This is a genomic window from Solibacillus sp. iso_87, assembly GCF_056173085.1.
On sequence record NZ_CM149656.1, the window covers coordinates 2,582,161 to 2,598,868 of the forward strand.

General features: G+C 38.6%; 12 protein-coding genes. All 12 read right to left on the reverse strand.

Going from position 1 to position 16,708, the window contains the following annotated elements:
* Position 1 precedes the first annotated feature (1 nt).
* The 12 genes from hemB to clpX all read right to left on the reverse strand — a co-directional run bounded on the left by hemB (position 2) and on the right by clpX (position 16,407).
* Positions 2-982: a porphobilinogen synthase gene (hemB, locus tag AC0VXV_RS13150; protein ID WP_251686642.1), complete on the reverse strand. Its 981-nt coding sequence runs from the start codon at positions 980-982 to the stop codon at positions 2-4.
* A complete protein-coding gene (locus AC0VXV_RS13155) occupies positions 979-1,722 on the reverse strand; it encodes a uroporphyrinogen-III synthase (protein ID WP_475528626.1) in 744 nt (247 codons plus the stop codon). Before AC0VXV_RS13155 ends, hemB begins: the two co-directional genes overlap by 4 nt.
* Positions 1,712-2,644, reverse strand: coding sequence for a hydroxymethylbilane synthase (hemC, locus tag AC0VXV_RS13160; protein WP_475528627.1), 933 nt, complete (start codon positions 2,642-2,644; stop codon positions 1,712-1,714). The genes AC0VXV_RS13155 and hemC overlap by 11 nt, the downstream gene beginning before the upstream one ends.
* A 23-nt stretch (positions 2,645-2,667) precedes the next feature.
* Positions 2,668-3,495: a cytochrome c biogenesis protein CcsA gene (ccsA, locus tag AC0VXV_RS13165; protein WP_475528628.1), complete on the reverse strand. Its 828-nt coding sequence runs from the start codon at positions 3,493-3,495 to the stop codon at positions 2,668-2,670.
* A 138-nt stretch (positions 3,496-3,633) separates the two neighbouring features.
* On the reverse strand, positions 3,634-4,989 hold the full coding sequence (gene hemA, locus AC0VXV_RS13170) for a glutamyl-tRNA reductase (RefSeq protein WP_475528629.1): 1,356 nt from the start codon (positions 4,987-4,989) through the stop codon (positions 3,634-3,636).
* A gap of 346 nt (positions 4,990-5,335) precedes the next feature.
* Positions 5,336-8,296: a vWA domain-containing protein gene (locus AC0VXV_RS13175; protein WP_475528630.1), complete on the reverse strand. Its 2,961-nt coding sequence runs from the start codon at positions 8,294-8,296 to the stop codon at positions 5,336-5,338.
* A 12-nt stretch (positions 8,297-8,308) separates the two neighbouring features.
* The gene (locus AC0VXV_RS13180) at positions 8,309-9,742 is read right to left on the reverse strand and encodes an S-layer homology domain-containing protein (protein ID WP_475528631.1); all 1,434 of its coding nucleotides are present in this window, start codon (positions 9,740-9,742) and stop codon (positions 8,309-8,311) included.
* A 77-nt stretch (positions 9,743-9,819) separates the two neighbouring features.
* Complete coding sequence (locus tag AC0VXV_RS13185) at positions 9,820-11,514, reverse strand: phosphate ABC transporter ATPase (protein WP_475528632.1); 1,695 nt, start codon at positions 11,512-11,514, stop codon at positions 9,820-9,822.
* Positions 11,515-11,657: 143 nt separating this feature from the next.
* The gene (locus AC0VXV_RS13190; RefSeq protein ID WP_475528633.1) at positions 11,658-11,831 is read right to left on the reverse strand and encodes a YjfB family protein; all 174 of its coding nucleotides are present in this window, start codon (positions 11,829-11,831) and stop codon (positions 11,658-11,660) included.
* 124 nt (positions 11,832-11,955) lie between these two features.
* Positions 11,956-12,537 carry a ribosome biogenesis GTP-binding protein YihA/YsxC gene (gene yihA / locus AC0VXV_RS13195; RefSeq protein WP_339172233.1) on the reverse strand — a complete coding sequence of 194 codons (582 nt, stop codon included), beginning with the start codon at positions 12,535-12,537 and terminating at the stop codon, positions 11,956-11,958.
* Complete coding sequence (lon, locus tag AC0VXV_RS13200; RefSeq protein ID WP_475528635.1) at positions 12,537-14,879, reverse strand: endopeptidase La; 2,343 nt, start codon at positions 14,877-14,879, stop codon at positions 12,537-12,539. Before lon ends, yihA begins: the two co-directional genes overlap by 1 nt.
* Positions 14,880-15,135: 256 nt before the next feature.
* A complete protein-coding gene (clpX, locus tag AC0VXV_RS13205; RefSeq protein ID WP_079528094.1) occupies positions 15,136-16,407 on the reverse strand; it encodes an ATP-dependent protease ATP-binding subunit ClpX in 1,272 nt (423 codons plus the stop codon).
* Positions 16,408-16,708: the final 301 nt, after the last annotated feature.

Sequence of the window (16,708 nt, forward strand, 5' to 3'; positions counted from 1 at the left end):
ATTATTTTTCCTCCAACCAACGACAGACGTCTTTTGCATGATAAGTAATGATTAAATCGGAACCTGCACGCTTCATACCTAATAATGTTTCCAGCACAACCGCTTTTTCATCGATCCAGCCATTTTGTGCAGCTGCTTTTACCATTGAATATTCGCCTGATACATTATACGCCACAACAGGTAACGGGAAGCTGTTTTTCACATCACGGATAATATCCATATACGCTAATGCCGGTTTCACGATTAGGAAATCTGCACCTTCTTCAACGTCCGAAGTTGCTTCGCGAATCGCTTCCATTCGATTGGAAGGATCCATTTGATACGTTTTGCGGTCACCGAACTGTGGTGCTCCTTCTGCAGCTTCACGGAATGGTCCGTAATAGCTTGAAGCGTATTTCACCGCATAAGACATAATCGGAATATGTTGGAAGCCTGCTGAATCCAATCCTGCACGAATCGCCGTTACAAACCCGTCCATCATGTTTGATGGTGCAATAATATCAGCACCGGCTTTCGCTTGAGAAATTGCTGTACGCGCCAACACATCAAGTGATGGATCATTCAACACTTGATCGCCTTCAATGACACCACAATGACCGTGGTCCGTAAATTCACATAAGCAAGTATCTGCTACGACTAGAAGCTCTGGATGACGTTCTTTAATTAAACGTGTCGCTTCCTGTACGATACCGTGATCATGGAAAGCTCCGGTACCGACTGCATCCTTTTCTTTAGGAATTCCGAAAAGTAATACCGCACGAATGCCTAAGTCTACAATTTCATCCACTTCAGCAGCCAAGTTATCTAAAGATAATTGGAACACGCCCGGCATCGAACTTACAGGGTTTTTAATATTTTCGCCTTCAATAATAAACAACGGATAAATAAGGTCTTCTTTTTGTAGGTATGTTTCTTTTACGAGTGCACGCATCGCTGCATTTTGACGTAAGCGACGGTGACGTTGGAAATATAGTTCTGTCATTTTGTCTGTTCCTCCAGGATGAGCTGTTCAATTACAGCATGCATCGTATAGATTTTCGGTTGCACCATAGGCTGAACCCCGTATTTTTCAAGGGCTGCGGTTGTTACATGACCAATCGATGCAAATTTCACATTTTGCCAATCTACATGCGGCACAATATGCTCAGCATAAATATCTACCGCAGAAGGACTGGCGAATATTACAATCGGATGTTTTTCTGTCAGCAGGCACTGTGTTAACTGCGAAAAATATTTCCTGCACGGACGTGTTTCATAAACGGTCCATTCATCCGCTCCAGTACCTTCATGAATCGTCTTTTTCGCCATCGTTCCGCGTACAAATAATGCACGTTCACCTGGCTCCATCGTAAATTCTTTCACAAATACATCAGCACTGTAGACAGTTGGCATAAAATGAATTTCATAGCCGTGCTCCTGCAATAAAGCAGCTGTCTTTTCACCGACAGCCGCAATTTTCATTGTGGCCGGAATCGTCTGTTCATGCCGTATACATTTATCGATAAAGCTTTTCACCGCATTTTGGCTCGTAAAAATGAGCCAATGATATGCATGTAATTCACGAAAATAGAATTCATCTTCCTTAGAAACCTTTTCTACTGTTTCGATTAATGGATAATTATAAACTTTCCCGTCATGTTGCTCAATCAATTGCTCTACGGACCTTAAAACCGCAGAGCCTGTAATAATTAATGTTTTCCCTAAGAGTGCATTACTCGGCATCTAACTCAGCCTTTACTTTTTGAATTAAGTCAAAGGCACCTTGCTCAGTTAATTTTGCTGCAACTGCTTTACCAACTGCATCCGCGTCAGTCCCTGTTAATGTTTCCTTATACGTTACAGAAGCATCCGGTGCTGCCACTAAACCTGTTAAAGTAATAGTATCACCATCTACTGTTGCATAGCCGGCAATCGGCACTTGGCAGCCACCATCCATTGCAGCTAAAAACGAACGCTCGGCATGTGCTGTAGCCCATGTTGTAGCATCTGTTAATTTTGCCAGTTGCTCAAGCAGCTCCGCATCATCCGCACGGCATTCAATCCCTAATGAACCTTGCGCAACAGCTGGAAGGCAAATATCTGTATCTAAGTATTCCGTTACAACTTCATCGCTCCAGCCAAGTCGTTTTAGCCCTGCTGCCGCTAAAATAATCGCATCGAAATCTTCTGTTTCCAGTTTTTTCAGACGTGTATCGACATTTCCGCGAATCCACTTAATTTCAAGGTCCGGACGTGTTTGTAATAACTGTGCGCTACGACGTAAAGAACTCGTACCAACGATTGCACCTTTTGGCAGGTCGGCAAATTTCACATGACCATTTGAAATGAAAGCATCACGCGCATCTTCGCGTGTAGGAATACAGCCAATGATCAGCCCTTCAGGCAATACGGCAGGCATATCTTTCATCGAATGCACAGCAAAGTCGATTTCTTTATCAAATAGAGCTTGTTCGATCTCTTTAACGAATAGACCTTTACCGCCAACTTTAGAAAGCTGTACATCTAAGATGCGGTCGCCTTTTGTTACAATTTCCTTGATTTCAAAATCAAATGGTACGCCAGCTTCTTTCAACTCATTAATAAACCAGTTAGTTTGTGTTAATGCTAATTTACTTTTTCGAGATCCTACAATAATTTTTCTCACGTTACTCCGACCTTTCTATTCTGTTAAACCCACAGATGGAAATTTGATAATTTGCTGCCGAGGAAGAAATTAATGACAACGAGTAAAAATAAATAAATATGCACCTGTGCATATACCATGCCGATTAATTTCCCTTTCCGATGCAGCAAAAAAATAATTAAGTAAACAATCGATACAATAAACGAGCCTAAAATTTTCACATCGAAAACGGAAACATTCTCTAATGTTAAAAATGCCCATTCTAACCCTAAAATTAAACTTATTAATAGCAATGGAATACCAATAATAGTCGATAAATTAATCCACTTAACCATTTGCTGTAAACTTGGCAATCGTGACCATAAATTCGTAAACTTTTTTTGCTTTAATATGCGATATAAAATTAAATACAGCAGCGAGAAGACAAACGCAACCGAAAAAGCGGCGTATGACACAATCGCAAAACTAATATGGATTAACAGCATTTCCGAAACTAATGAATCACCGACAATCTGATCATTAGTTTCCGGTGCAAATAAGTGAATTGTCATAAATACAAAGCTCAATACGTTAATAAAAAACACCGGTAAATCAACCCGTACAATACAATGAAGGATGATTGAAAGTGTCGTTAAGAGCCATGCATAAAAGAATACCCCTTCATACAATGACAATATCGGAAATCGTTTCGTTTCAATGATAAATAAGACGATAAATAGAGTTTGCAGCACCCAGACGATGGAAACAAACCAGAAGGCTACACGTCTGAATTTTATATTTTTGTAAAGGTAGTCTGTAAAATAAAGTACGATACAGAGCCCATAGAGAATGATCATGAGCTCGTATAATCTTGTCATTACCATTTCTGTCATATGCACCTTCTCCTGATGGAAACTTACTAAAAAAGCGCTTTCGCTATCTATAATTTTACCATATAGATACGAAAACGCTTATGATTTATTTGAATAAAGTGCTTCAATAAGGCTCAATGTCTATTGGCTATTGTTCAATTAATAAGAGAAACCTGGTTTTAAAGTTACCTCTTTTGCTGTTTCACTGCTTTTTACTTCCGGGCGTAATTGCTGTACTTCTTGCTGCACTTCGTCTTCAATACCGAAGATTTGCTGGAATAATGCAAGCTGTGCTTCCGCATTTTTCTCGTTCGCAAGTTCTTTTGCTTGTAGAATCGGCGTTTTCAATAGCTGATTAATAATCGATTTTGTATGCTTGTTTAAAATTTTACGTTCGCGCTCTGTTAAATTAGGCATTTTGTTTTCGATACTCATCATTGTTTCTTCTTGAATAGTTGCCGCTTTTTTGCGCAAAGCAGAAATAACAGGCACGACACCAAGTGTATTAAACCAATCTTTAAATTGAATAATTTCCTCTTGAATCATCGCCGTAATTTCATTTGCCGCACGTTCACGCTCAGCCAAGTTTGCTTGTACAATTCCTTGAAGATCATCAATATCGTAAAGGAATACATTAGGCACATCGCCGATAAGCGGATCTAAATCACGCGGTACCGCAATATCGACCATAAATAACGGATCGCCTTTACGGAATTTCGCTACATCTTTCATCAAGTCCTGGTCGATGACATAGTCTGTTGCCCCAGTTGAACTGATTAAAATATCCGCTTCAAGCAGCGTACATTGCAGCTCATTCATTGCTTTCGCATCTCCATCAAACTTCGATGCCAAGTTTTGGGCTTTTTCAAATGTACGGTTAATCACCGTTACTTTTCCTACACCATTACCGTATAGGTTTTGAATTGCAAGCTCACCCATTTTACCGGCACCTAAAATGGCTACATGCTTATCTTTTAATGAACCAAAGATTTTTTTGGCAAGCTCCACGGCAGCATAAGATACAGAAACAGCATTTTCTCCAATTGCTGTTTCACTATGGGCACGTTTTGCGAATGTTACGGCCTGTTTAAATAATTGGTTGTACACTGTACCAGTTGTACCAATTTCCTGACCTTGTAAAAAACTTTTCTTTACTTGTCCTAAAATTTGCGTTTCCCCAAGCACCATGGAATCAATACCAGCCGTAACACGGAATAAATGGTTTAATGACTCATCTTCTTCACGGATGAATAAGTGATCCTCAAACTGTTCCATCGGTATGTTAAACCAGTTCGCTAAAAATTGTTTAATATAATAGCGACCAGTGTGTAATTGATCAACAACCGCATAAATTTCAGTACGGTTACAAGTAGAGATGATTACATTTTCCAATATGCTTTTTTGTTTTTGTAGCGCTTCCATAGCATTCGGAAGATCCGATTCGATAAACGAGAGCTTTTCACGAATTTCTACTGGCGCTGTTTTATAATTCAGGCCTACTACTAATGTATGCATGAACCCCCACACCTCACACGTTCTAATTCATTGATTTTATTGTAACATAATGACAGCATGATTCCAGATTAGTTTGTGAACATGCTTTGAAAGTATTTACTAAACGTACTTATTTAAATCCAAAAACAACTTTTAAATTGTCAATGGATGTTTAAATCTTAGTATCTATACCCTATCTTCAGAAAAATACATCTTGTCACAAACAGCGCAAGATGAAGTATTTTCGTAAAAGGATGTTGAATTGTTAAATTAGAATTATTCTAATGTAAGTTTAACAAAGTTCGACACAGATTTCAATCATTCAAACAAAAAAAGAAGCTCACTTTATGAGTGAGCCTCTATTTTGTCACATATTATGAATTTTAGTCCCGATAATGTTTCCTGTTGCATCGAGTGCCTGGAATTCCACTTCTACATACAAATCAAATTCCGGGAACTCATAAAGGTTCGGTCGATGCATATAGCGCGAAGAGCCTCGTGCCGGCAAGTCGTATTTAACATCTCCACTCGGTGAAATAAATACAACGCGTACACCTTCTACATTGTCGCAACCTGTATTCACATCCGCCAAAATGGTTACTTTTGATGTTTCGATACGCACATCGGTATTGTTAAAGATTGTATCTCCTACTAGACAACTATTGTTCATAGCAGGTGTTTTACATAAAATCGTTGTAATGATCGCCTGTAAGGAGCTGTGCAAGTTTTCAATCGATGTAATATTTTGATATGTGCCTTTTGTTTCGGAAGAAATATCTTTCAGTAGTTTTTCATTTACCGTTGTATATGATCCAACCGATACTGTATGGATTGCAATGCCTTTCTTTTTGGCATCATTCAGCACTTTTTCGAGCCCATTACTGTTTGAATAACCGTCTGTCACAAGGACAATGGCTTTACTTGTATATTGGTTCGTCGTGAAATTACCGATTGCTGTTTCAAGAGCCTTTACAATATTTGTCGAGCGGTTTTCATTTTTATACGTTAATAAGCTATCGATACTTGAAACAACATCCGCTTTATCTGTCGCTTCATGATTTGGACGATTATTGAACCGATACACATGACTTGGGTTTGCTCCGATTTGTTTTATCGTTTGCTTCACTTTATTCGCTGTATAATTTTTTGCATCTCGTGCTTTCATCGAGCCTGAGTGGTCTACGACGAACATTACTTCCGATTCAATAGAACATAAATTGTTTTCATAGCGCGGATTGGCAAAAATTTGTTCAGAGACCGTTGTATTTTTCAGACTTTGAACGACTTTTTCATAACGTGGATCTAAATCGATCAAGCGTGCCTTAACTTGAGCTTTACCGTATAAAATATCGTCAAAGTATACTACAGCAGATCCGCGGCTGCCTGTGCCATTATTATAGTCTTTCGTATTTGTATCAAATGATACGACACGTGTTTTGCCGTTAAATGTAACTTCCACCGTTCCTTTATAGTCGGTAATAATTACCCCGCCTGGCGCGACAAGGTTGACGATTACTTTCGTATAACGGTCCATTCCATCCGGGCGTTGCTGCAGTTCTTTTCCTGCAAGCAATACTTTAATTTTCGCAACGGCACCTTCCAGCTTCCCGATTACGTCCGCATAATCTTTTCGCAATAAGTTTTTGTCGATTTGACCTAAACGATCATACATGGCCTTAATGACCTCAACCGATTCTTCATGCGCTAATGTCACCTGGTCAGCAATCGGTAAAAACTTGTCTGTCAAATAAATAATCACCGCATGGAGCATTGAATCGAATGCTTCAGTATCTTCTTCACTCATAACTCCTTGCAAATCATATGTGGCACGTCCCTCATTGTTGACCGTGTACATTACTTTAGCATTGCCAAGACCGCCCCAGGAAGATTCCTCTTTTGGTCCTTCAATCATATAGTCGAGAATTTGTTCGAACAGCCAAACCGAAATAATCTGACCTTCCAGCTTCAGGTCCGCATTCCCGTATTGAATTTCCTTGGAAGTAACCTGTCCTTGTGTCAGTTTCCCGTCAGCAGTTGTATAGTTTTCCCATTTAGATCCAGTCATCACTTTTAAATCGGGATCGTAATCTGAAATTGTAATAACCCCGTTTTGTGTAAATGGTACTGTTGTTGTCCCTACAACACCTGAAGGTAATGCAGGTAATGGTCTTACTCCGGGATCAACAGTTCCACCATTCCACTCCGTCTGTTCTGGATCAAACACTTCATAAGTAATACGAAGTTCCGCTTTTGGCACATAGCGAACAGACGCTTCAATAACCTGATTTTTGTATGTGTAATACTTTTCTGATGGATTAATCATCTCAAAGCGAATTGTATCGACTACTGACTTCGTTAAAGCAGGAGCCGTTACATATACGCTAAGCTGTGGTCCATCGGTATAAACCGTTGTTGATTGACCGCTTGTACTTGTATTCGTTTCGGATACTTTTGCCCCGGCTTTTGAAGTCACTTTAAATGCCAATGATTCATCATAAGAAATGTCATTGCCGTAACTATCGCGCAAATCAATTGTAATTAAAGTTGAATCAACACCGTTTGCTGTAAGCTCTTCGTTTTCTACATTAATTTTTTTAACCGCTTTATAAACATCCGGACGTGTCGCTTTATCATCCGTGTTTTTACCTGGTGTTGTCGGAATCGTCACAGTACCGTTTTTACTCTCAACAAAGTTCACCGGTAATGTAATTTTATTATTGTCTTTGCCGGCAGGTGTACTTGCCAGACCTTCGATTGCCAATTTCCCCTGCTGATTGATGCGGTACATGAAGACCGCCATATCACCGCGATTAATGTTGCGTGTCGGCTTATAGTCTTCATATGTGCGTTTCCCGGTTGTACCTGTTGTAATCTCGTTCATATATAAATATCTGACTGCCTGCGTCTCGGATAAATCAAGGCCATTTACCGCCGCATATAGCCTTGCAAAGTGGCCGCGTGAAATATTGGCATTGCGCTTTGATTTATTATTCACTCCATATAAAGGAATATTCAAGTCACCATAGTATTCATAGAGCATATCTTTATCATTTGTATTGAAATGATAGTTTTTGTCCATCTTTGCTAAAAACTGCAGCATCTGCCATTCCATTACGAGTGTCCCGGACTGGAATTTATTGCCTTTATACAACTGTAAATAATCATTATCTATTGTCCATTTGGCTGCTTTATATTTCGAATTTTTACTCGCTATATCCGTAATTTGCTTGCTTGCGGCTTCCGTTTCCGTAGCACCGAACGGAAATACCACGGAAAATACTAGAAGACAACAGAGCAGCATGGCCATTAGTTTCTTCATTTTACTCATGTTTGCAACCCCTTAGTTAAAGAACAGAATATTGTCTCGGTAATTCTCTTTTAGATCGGCTTCTAAATAACGTAAAAATCGTTCAATAATCGCAGAAGACTGTGCACGTGTCAGTGTTGCTTTCGGATTGAAATAACCGTCGCTGCCTGACATTAATCCTAACTGTGTTGCAACATAAATTGCATCGCGTGCATAATCCGTAATTTTGTAATCATCTCTATAGTCTGTAGAATAGCCAGGATCAGGTGCTTTTCCTTCCAGCCCAAGTGCGCGCACTAAAATTGTCGCTGCCTGCTGGCGTGTTAAAAAACCATCCGGATCAAATGTCGTAGGATTTTTCCCTTTAATAACTCCTTTATCGACCGTTGCCACTAAGTAATTGTAATCCTTTACTGTACGTTTCACGTCTTTAAAAATAGAAGGCTGTGTCTTCTTACGGTTCGTTTCTTCCAATACACGCAGATCAATTGCTTTACCAATTGCGATTGCAAAATCAAAGCGCTGTACAGGTGTATTTGGTGAGTAGAAGTTGGATTGGTCATCCAATATGCCCAGTGAATACAGTTTTTCAATTTGCTCGCGTGCCCAGTTGGAAGATAAATCACGGAATTTAGGAATTTTCAGCATTTCCAGTTTCGGCATATAATCGATATTGCTTGCGACGGTTCCTTCGCTATCAGGCAAATCGTATTCGTATTCCGAAAGCGAATCGGCAGAGCTAATCGTTTTATAGTTACCGTTAAAACTTGATAAAGATGCATCGTTTTCGTTATATTCCAATGTTCGTGATTTGGATGTAGATACTTTATTTTTCACTGTACCGATCGTCCCGTCATCAAATTCAATCTCGAAATCCGTAATTTGTGTTTCAGTAGCTCCCCAGAAATTTTCATATCCTTCATTTCGGCTATCTGCATGTACTGTTATCGTTTTTGTAACAGCGCTCTTGCCTCGGCCTGTCGTTTCGGTATATGTTTTGCGGGCAATCGCATTTCCTGAATAGTAGTCGGATGCCGGACGCTTGTCTGTAATCGTACTTTTAGAAAGCTGGTAATCCGCCAATGTAAATGTTCTTTCGCCAACTGTAATTTTTTCGGTAAATTTTGTAACCTCACCCGTTGCCGAACTTTGCCCTACTTGGTCATAGTTTGTAACGTCGTATGTATACGTAAAATTCCGCGTCAGCTTCTCTCCATTTGGTCCAGCCAACGTAAACTTATACGTCTCAGTTAACTTGCCTTTAGATTCTCTTGTTGAAATCGTTGCATTTTTATTTGTGCCCGTAAATTTAATCGGTTTTCCTGTTAAGAAAAAGTATTCTTCATACTCATATTCGTTTTTTATACCGCCTGTTAAATCAATAGATTGTGCGGAACTTGATGAAGGGAGCAGCATCAGAAAAAATGAGCATGCCAATAGGAAGGTGAAGCAAAGTTTCTTTCTCACAAATTCGTCCCTCTTTTCTTTTAAATTCACTTTTGTTTAAATGGCATGCGAGAAACTTGTCCCGCATGCCTTTTTAATTAGTTTACTAATAATACATAAACTTCTGATGTTGAACGTGCAATCGCTGTTACATGATCTGCCTTATTAATATCAGCAATATCGATTACTTCCCCATCTTTAATAACCATCGCTTTTGATAGGTCGAGTGAAAGTGAACCGAATCGGTAGCTCCAGTGACCGTCTTTGCTCCACTGGCTGCTGTTAACAACAGATATCTTTTTCGTATTCAGATTAATCGAACTTACACGGCCAGTTAATGTTAACGTAGCGAGTTTCTCATTTGGCACAAAATGAATGCCCTCAATGTGACCATCATTTACAAAGAAATATCCGTAATATGGATTTGGTGAATTTGTATAATTATCATATAAATCGAGATCCAGTTCCGGAATGACTTTAAATTGATTTGTTCCATCCAGTTCTGATGCGATTGTTGAATTACTGTAAGCAAATGATGCAAGGGAATTATCCGTATTCCAGAAATGATTATCGAAACGTTGTAAGTCTGATAACTCCACTTCATATGCATCTAAATCCGCCACATCAATTCGACCAAAGTAAAGTTTGTATTTAGATAGATTCGGTGCTAAATAAGCATCATTTGTTATATTAACGATATGGGCATAATCACTCTTAGTCGAGCCATCCGTTAATACAAATGCCGTTGTCGAAATTGGTTTTTGCGCTAAATCAAGAGCAATAAGGCCTTCAGGTTCTACTAATCGGCCATTGCGGATTAAAATTGAACCGTTATGGTAATTTAATTTTAATGAATTTTTTAGTTGCAGGGTATTCACACCAAGATTGACACTTGTAATAGGTTGATAGAAAGTACGCTCATTTTTAGCCAATACGATAATCTTATCGATTACTTCTTTGCTGAATTGAGTTTTTGTTACAAAATAAAGCTCACTATTTTTATATTTTTTTAATTGGCTTTTTGAGATTTTTTTATTTCCTACATAAATGCTTGTATTGTTTGTAAAATTGAATGTAGCCTGTGTTTTCGTTCTTACTGTTCCAAAGCGCCAGTTTAGTAAAGGATGTGCATTTTTAACATTTAGCGAATTTTTGTTTGTATTAACCGTATTTAAATCTGCTTTATATAATTCCGTCACCATATTGGCTGTGCTCATAATCGTAATTTCAGCGATTCGGGAAGTATTGGCTGTTGCAAATTTTAAGCGGACACGATCTCCTACATAAAGTGTGCTTAAATCTACCGATGAGTTTCCTTTGAACACTTCCGTATTATTTGTCACTGTATAATTTTTCGTTGAAGAGCCATCGATTTTCACACGAAGCTGCAAACCGTTCGGATCAATCTGTGTCACAGCACCGGTTACTTGTTTGCTGTTTTCGACGATTGAACCGCCTTCTACATTTGTAGAACCACGCATTTCTGTAATTTTGCCTAAGTTTAATTTAATCGTGACACTCATGCCTGCTTTAAACCCTGCAATTGTTGTCAGCGTATTATTAATATAGTATTTCTGCGTATTCGCAAGGTTAAATGTTGCGGTTTTCCCTGCGCTGTTTTTTAATGTGACACTTTTTATTGTTCGTGTGATATTCCCTTTCTTATCTTCGGTTTCATTATAATTTGCTTTCATAAATGTATATGTATTCGATGCTTCAGCTTGCTGCCCTGTTGGTAAGTTTGCTAATGCAAAAGTAATTGCCATTAATACGGTAATGATTTTTTTAAGCAATTTTTCCGTCTCCTTCTCTCAGTAACTTTTCTTTTAATTCATAGTAAACGTCTGAAATATTTGTATTTAACCCCAAATATTGTTGCAGGACCTATATAAGTGTAACAAATTTGACTACTATTGGCATTGGTTGTCGAAATTATTTATACGGAAATATCGATTGTTTTACCTAATATGGGGTGTGACGCATCGATCACTTCGACTATTTGTTCCGCATTTTCTTGCTGAAACTCCATCATTTTTTTCGTCATGGCCAATGAAACATCTTGCATCAAATCAGTATGTTTCATCGACATCGCTAATGCAGCAATATCCAAATGTACACCTCCTATTTACCTTTATCGGCTAAATACCATTAATATCAAGTAATTATTATTATTTCTGAAAGTAAATTGACCAAAATAAAAAACAACCCCGAAAGTTAATTCGAGGTTGCATTGTTTACATGCGTGATTCAATTTCGGCCCAAGCCTCTTCAAAACCAAGACCTTTTTCAGAAGAAAACACAATTAATGGATCTTGCTTTTCCATTTGTAATGTTTCGCGAACAATCTTTTTATGCTTATCCCATTTCCCTTTCGGAATTTTGTCGGCCTTAGTTGCAACAACTATAACCGGGATATTGTAATGCTTTAAAAAATCATACATCATGCAGTCATCTGAAGTTGGGTTATGGCGAATATCAACAATTAAGACAACCGCTCTTAACTGTTCACGACTCATAAAGTACTGCTCGATCATTCTTCCCCATGCTGCACGTTCTGATTTTGAAACTTTTGCATAGCCGTATCCTGGTACGTCAACATAATAAAGCTGCTCTTCAATTTTATAGAAGTTTAGCTGTTGTGTTTTACCAGGTTTTGACGAAATACGCGCCATTGCTTTACGGCCAATCATACGATTGATAAACGAAGATTTGCCGACATTTGAACGACCCGCTAAAGCGAATTCAGGTAGCCCGTCTTCCGGGAACTGTTCTGGTCGGACAAAGCTGCCGATCATTTCTACGTTATGGACTTTCATTACTTATTAAAACCTCCATCTAGTGCGAGCGCAAGAACTTCTTCCGCTTGTGAAACTAGTTTAAATGTGAGTTGCTCACGAATTGTTTCAGGAATATCATCAATATCACGTTCATTGTCTTGCGGAATGATAATCGTCGTTAATCCCGCACGGTGGGCACTTAATGATTTCTCTTTTAAGCCGCCGATTGGCAGTACACGACCCCGTAATGTTACTTCTCCAGTCATTCCAATTTCGCGTTTAATTGCTTTTCCAGTTATTGCAGACACAATAGCAGTCGTCATCGTAATACCTGCTGAAGGACCATCTTTTGGTACTGCGCCTTCCGGAACGTGGACATGAATATCGTGCTGATCGAAATAATCAGCATCCACACCTAAATCGTTTGTTAATGTGCGGACAAATGAAAGCGCAATTTGTGCGGATTCCTTCATTACATCGCCAAGCTTCCCTGTTAAAATTAATTTACCTTTACCAGGTGTTAACGAAACCTCGATTTGTAATGTATCTCCTCCGACTGTCGTATAGGCAAGTCCTGTAGCTACACCTACTTGGTTTTCCATTTCCGCCTGTCCATAGCGGAAGCGGTGTTTCCCAAGCATATCCACTAATACTTTAGAGTTGACCGTTACTTTTTTCTTTTCGCCAGATACGATTTTTTTCGCAGCTTTACGGCAAACAGTCGCAACTTGGCGTTCCAATCCACGAACACCAGCTTCACGTGTATAGTAACGAATTAAATCCGTAATCGCTTCGTCTTTCATTGCCATTTGCATTTTCTTCAAACCATGTTCCTTCATCTGTTTCGGAATCAAATGGTTCTTAGTAATTTCTACTTTTTCAAATTCTGTATAACCTGCGATATTAATGACTTCCATACGATCCAGTAATGGTGCAGGAATCGTACTTAAATCATTTGCTGTTGCGATGAATAATACATCTTGCAAATTGTATGGCTCTTCAATGAAGTGATCACTGAATGTATTATTTTGCTCCGGGTCCAATACTTCAAGCATTGCAGCAGAAGGATCACCACGGAAGTCGTTTGACATTTTATCAATTTCATCGAGTAAAAATACAGGGTTTGTCGTGCCTGCTTTTTTCATCCCTTGAATGATACGTCCCGGCATTGCGCCGACATACGTACGACGGTGACCACGAATTTCAGACTCATCACGCACACCGCCAAGTGAAACACGGACAAATTTACGGTCAAGGCTTTCTGCAATAGAACGCGCTAAACTCGTTTTACCTACGCCCGGAGGTCCTGCTAAACATAAAATCGGACCACGCAATGAATTCATTAATTGACGTACTGATAAATATTCTAAAACACGCTCTTTCACTTTTTCTAACCCATCATGATCGCGATTTAAAATTTCTTCAGCATAGGCAATATCAATACGGTCTTCTGTTTTTTCTGTCCAAGGAATCGAAACAAGCCATTCCAAATAGTTGCGGATGACACCACTCTCTGCACTTGCAGCAGGTAACTTTTCGTAGCGATCCAGTTCTTTTAATGCAACTTTTTGTGTAGACTCCGGCATTCCGGCACTATCGATTTTTTTACGAAGTTCGGCAATTTCACCCGTTTTTCCTTCGCGGTCACCAAGCTCTGTTTGAATTGCTTTCATTTGCTCACGCAGATAATACTCTTTCTGTGTGCGCTCCATCGCCTGCTTCACTTTTGTGCTGATTTTTTTCTCGAGATTTAAAATCTCCTGCTCGTCATGCAAACGAATCATTAAGTGATCCAAACGCTTCTTAATGTTCGTAATATCGAGCACTTCTTGCTTTTCATTAATTTTGAAAGGTAAATGAGAAGCTATGACATCCGCTAATCGGCCCGGTTCTTCAATATCAAGCACCGATTCGATTGTTTCCGTCGTAATTTTATTTGAAGATTTTGCGTATTTTTCGAAATACGATAACACAGTACGCATTAAAGCTTCCGTTTCCGCATCTTTGTGCAGCTCATCTTCAAATAGTTCCAAATCTGCAGTTGTAAATTTACCGGAATCTTCATAACGAACCATTTCCGCACGGTTTAAACCTTCAACCAGAATACGTAATGTTCCATTCGGAAGCTTTAGCATTTGTTTTACTTTCGCTAACGTCCCCATTTTATAAAGATCTGCTTTTCCCGGTGAATCAACACGTAAATCTTTTTGAGTTACTAAAAAGATTGTGCTATCTTCAAGCATCGCATGTTCTAATGCAGCAATAGAACGTTCTCGACCCACATCAATATGTAAAACCATCGTTGGGTATACAAGAAGTCCTCTTAACGGTAAAACTGGCATATTAGTTAATTTTTTTGTCACGCGGGTATTCACCTCCATCCAAATCTTAAAAACAACCCGCAATATAAGTATGTGTAAGTTCCTTGTCAATTACGCCTAAGCGTAACTGTGTCCAGATTTTACCGAGTTTATGTGCTCTAAATACTCGAGCAAACAGAAAAACGCTCCAAAACCTGTAATATTCGGCGAAAATATCCGAAAAATTATGTATATACGTTTTGTAAGAAAAAGCTGACTTTGGACTTGCTTGAGAAGTCTAAGTCAGCTACATAGTTGAAATTCATTCAGCTATAAATTAAGCTGAAGTTTTTTTGTTGTCATCTTTTTTCAATTCAGACCCATCATCCAAAATTAATTTTGGATCTGCTTTATCGCGAATTGTTTCAGCTGTAATGATACATTTTTTAATATCTTCACGTGAAGGCAATTCAAACATTACATCAAGCATTGTTGCTTCGATGATTGAACGAAGACCACGGGCACCTGTTTTGCGTTCGATTGCCAATTTAGCAATTTCAACAAGCGCTTCGTCTTCAAACTCCAGCTCTACATCATCTAGCTCCAACATTTTTTGGTATTGTTTTGCTAAAGCGTTTTTAGGCTCAGTTAAAATTTGTACTAATGCATCAACATTTAACTGCTCTAAAGTAGCCAATACCGGTAAACGTCCGATAAATTCCGGAATTAAACCGAATTTCAATAAGTCTTCAGGAATTAACTGTGACATAATTGAAGCGTCTTCATCGATACCTTTATTCTGAGTTGAAGCAAAGCCGATTACTTTTTCGCCTTGACGACGTTTAATAATAGTTTCGATTCCATCAAATGCTCCACCTACGATAAATAGGATGTTCGATGTATCGATTTGAAGGAACTCCTGGTGTGGATGCTTACGTCCGCCTTGTGGAGGAACACTTGCAACTGTACCTTCTAAAATTTTCAGTAATGCTTGTTGTACACCTTCGCCTGATACGTCACGTGTAATTGAAGGATTTTCAGATTTACGTGCAACCTTGTCAATCTCATCAATATAAATGATACCCTTTTCTGCACGTTCTATATCATAATCTGCAGCCTGGATTAGTTTTAAAAGAATATTTTCAACATCCTCACCAACATAACCTGCTTCAGTTAAGCTTGTCGCGTCAGCAATTGCGAATGGTACATTTAAAATACGCGCCAACGTTTGAGCTAGTAAAGTTTTACCGCTACCAGTTGGTCCGATTAATACGATATTCGATTTTGATAATTCAACATCGTCAATTTTGGAATTCGAATTAATACGTTTATAGTGATTATATACAGCAACTGCCAATGCTTTTTTTGCACGTTCTTGTCCGATTACATATTCACCTAAAATATTTAAAATCTCTTTAGGTTTTGGAATTTCATTGAACTCGATTTCCTCTTCGATCCCTAACTCTTCCACTACGATCTCTGAGCATAGTTCGATACATTCATCACAAATATATACGCCTGGTCCTGCAACCAGTTTACGAACTTGTTCTTGTGGTTTACCACAAAAAGAGCATTTTAAATTGCCTTTTTCATCATTAAATTTAAACAATTTGGTTCACCCCTATTCAAGCAACAATCTTACAAGATTCTAGTTGTTTTATCAAATAAATTGATTGCGCGTTGTTACTAGCTTATTTTATGTCCTATTAAACTTTGCTGGCTGTTCAATAGTTAATGAAATTATATTGTAACTTTTTATCATTAAATATTCAAATGAACCAACTATTATATGTATGTATTCAAAGGTAGAAAACAAGGCACGGGAATACCGTACCTTGTCAAAATCTCATTTTATTCAATCCGTACTAGTTTTATCTTTATGTTAGACGGTAGCCCAGGAATAAAACCGG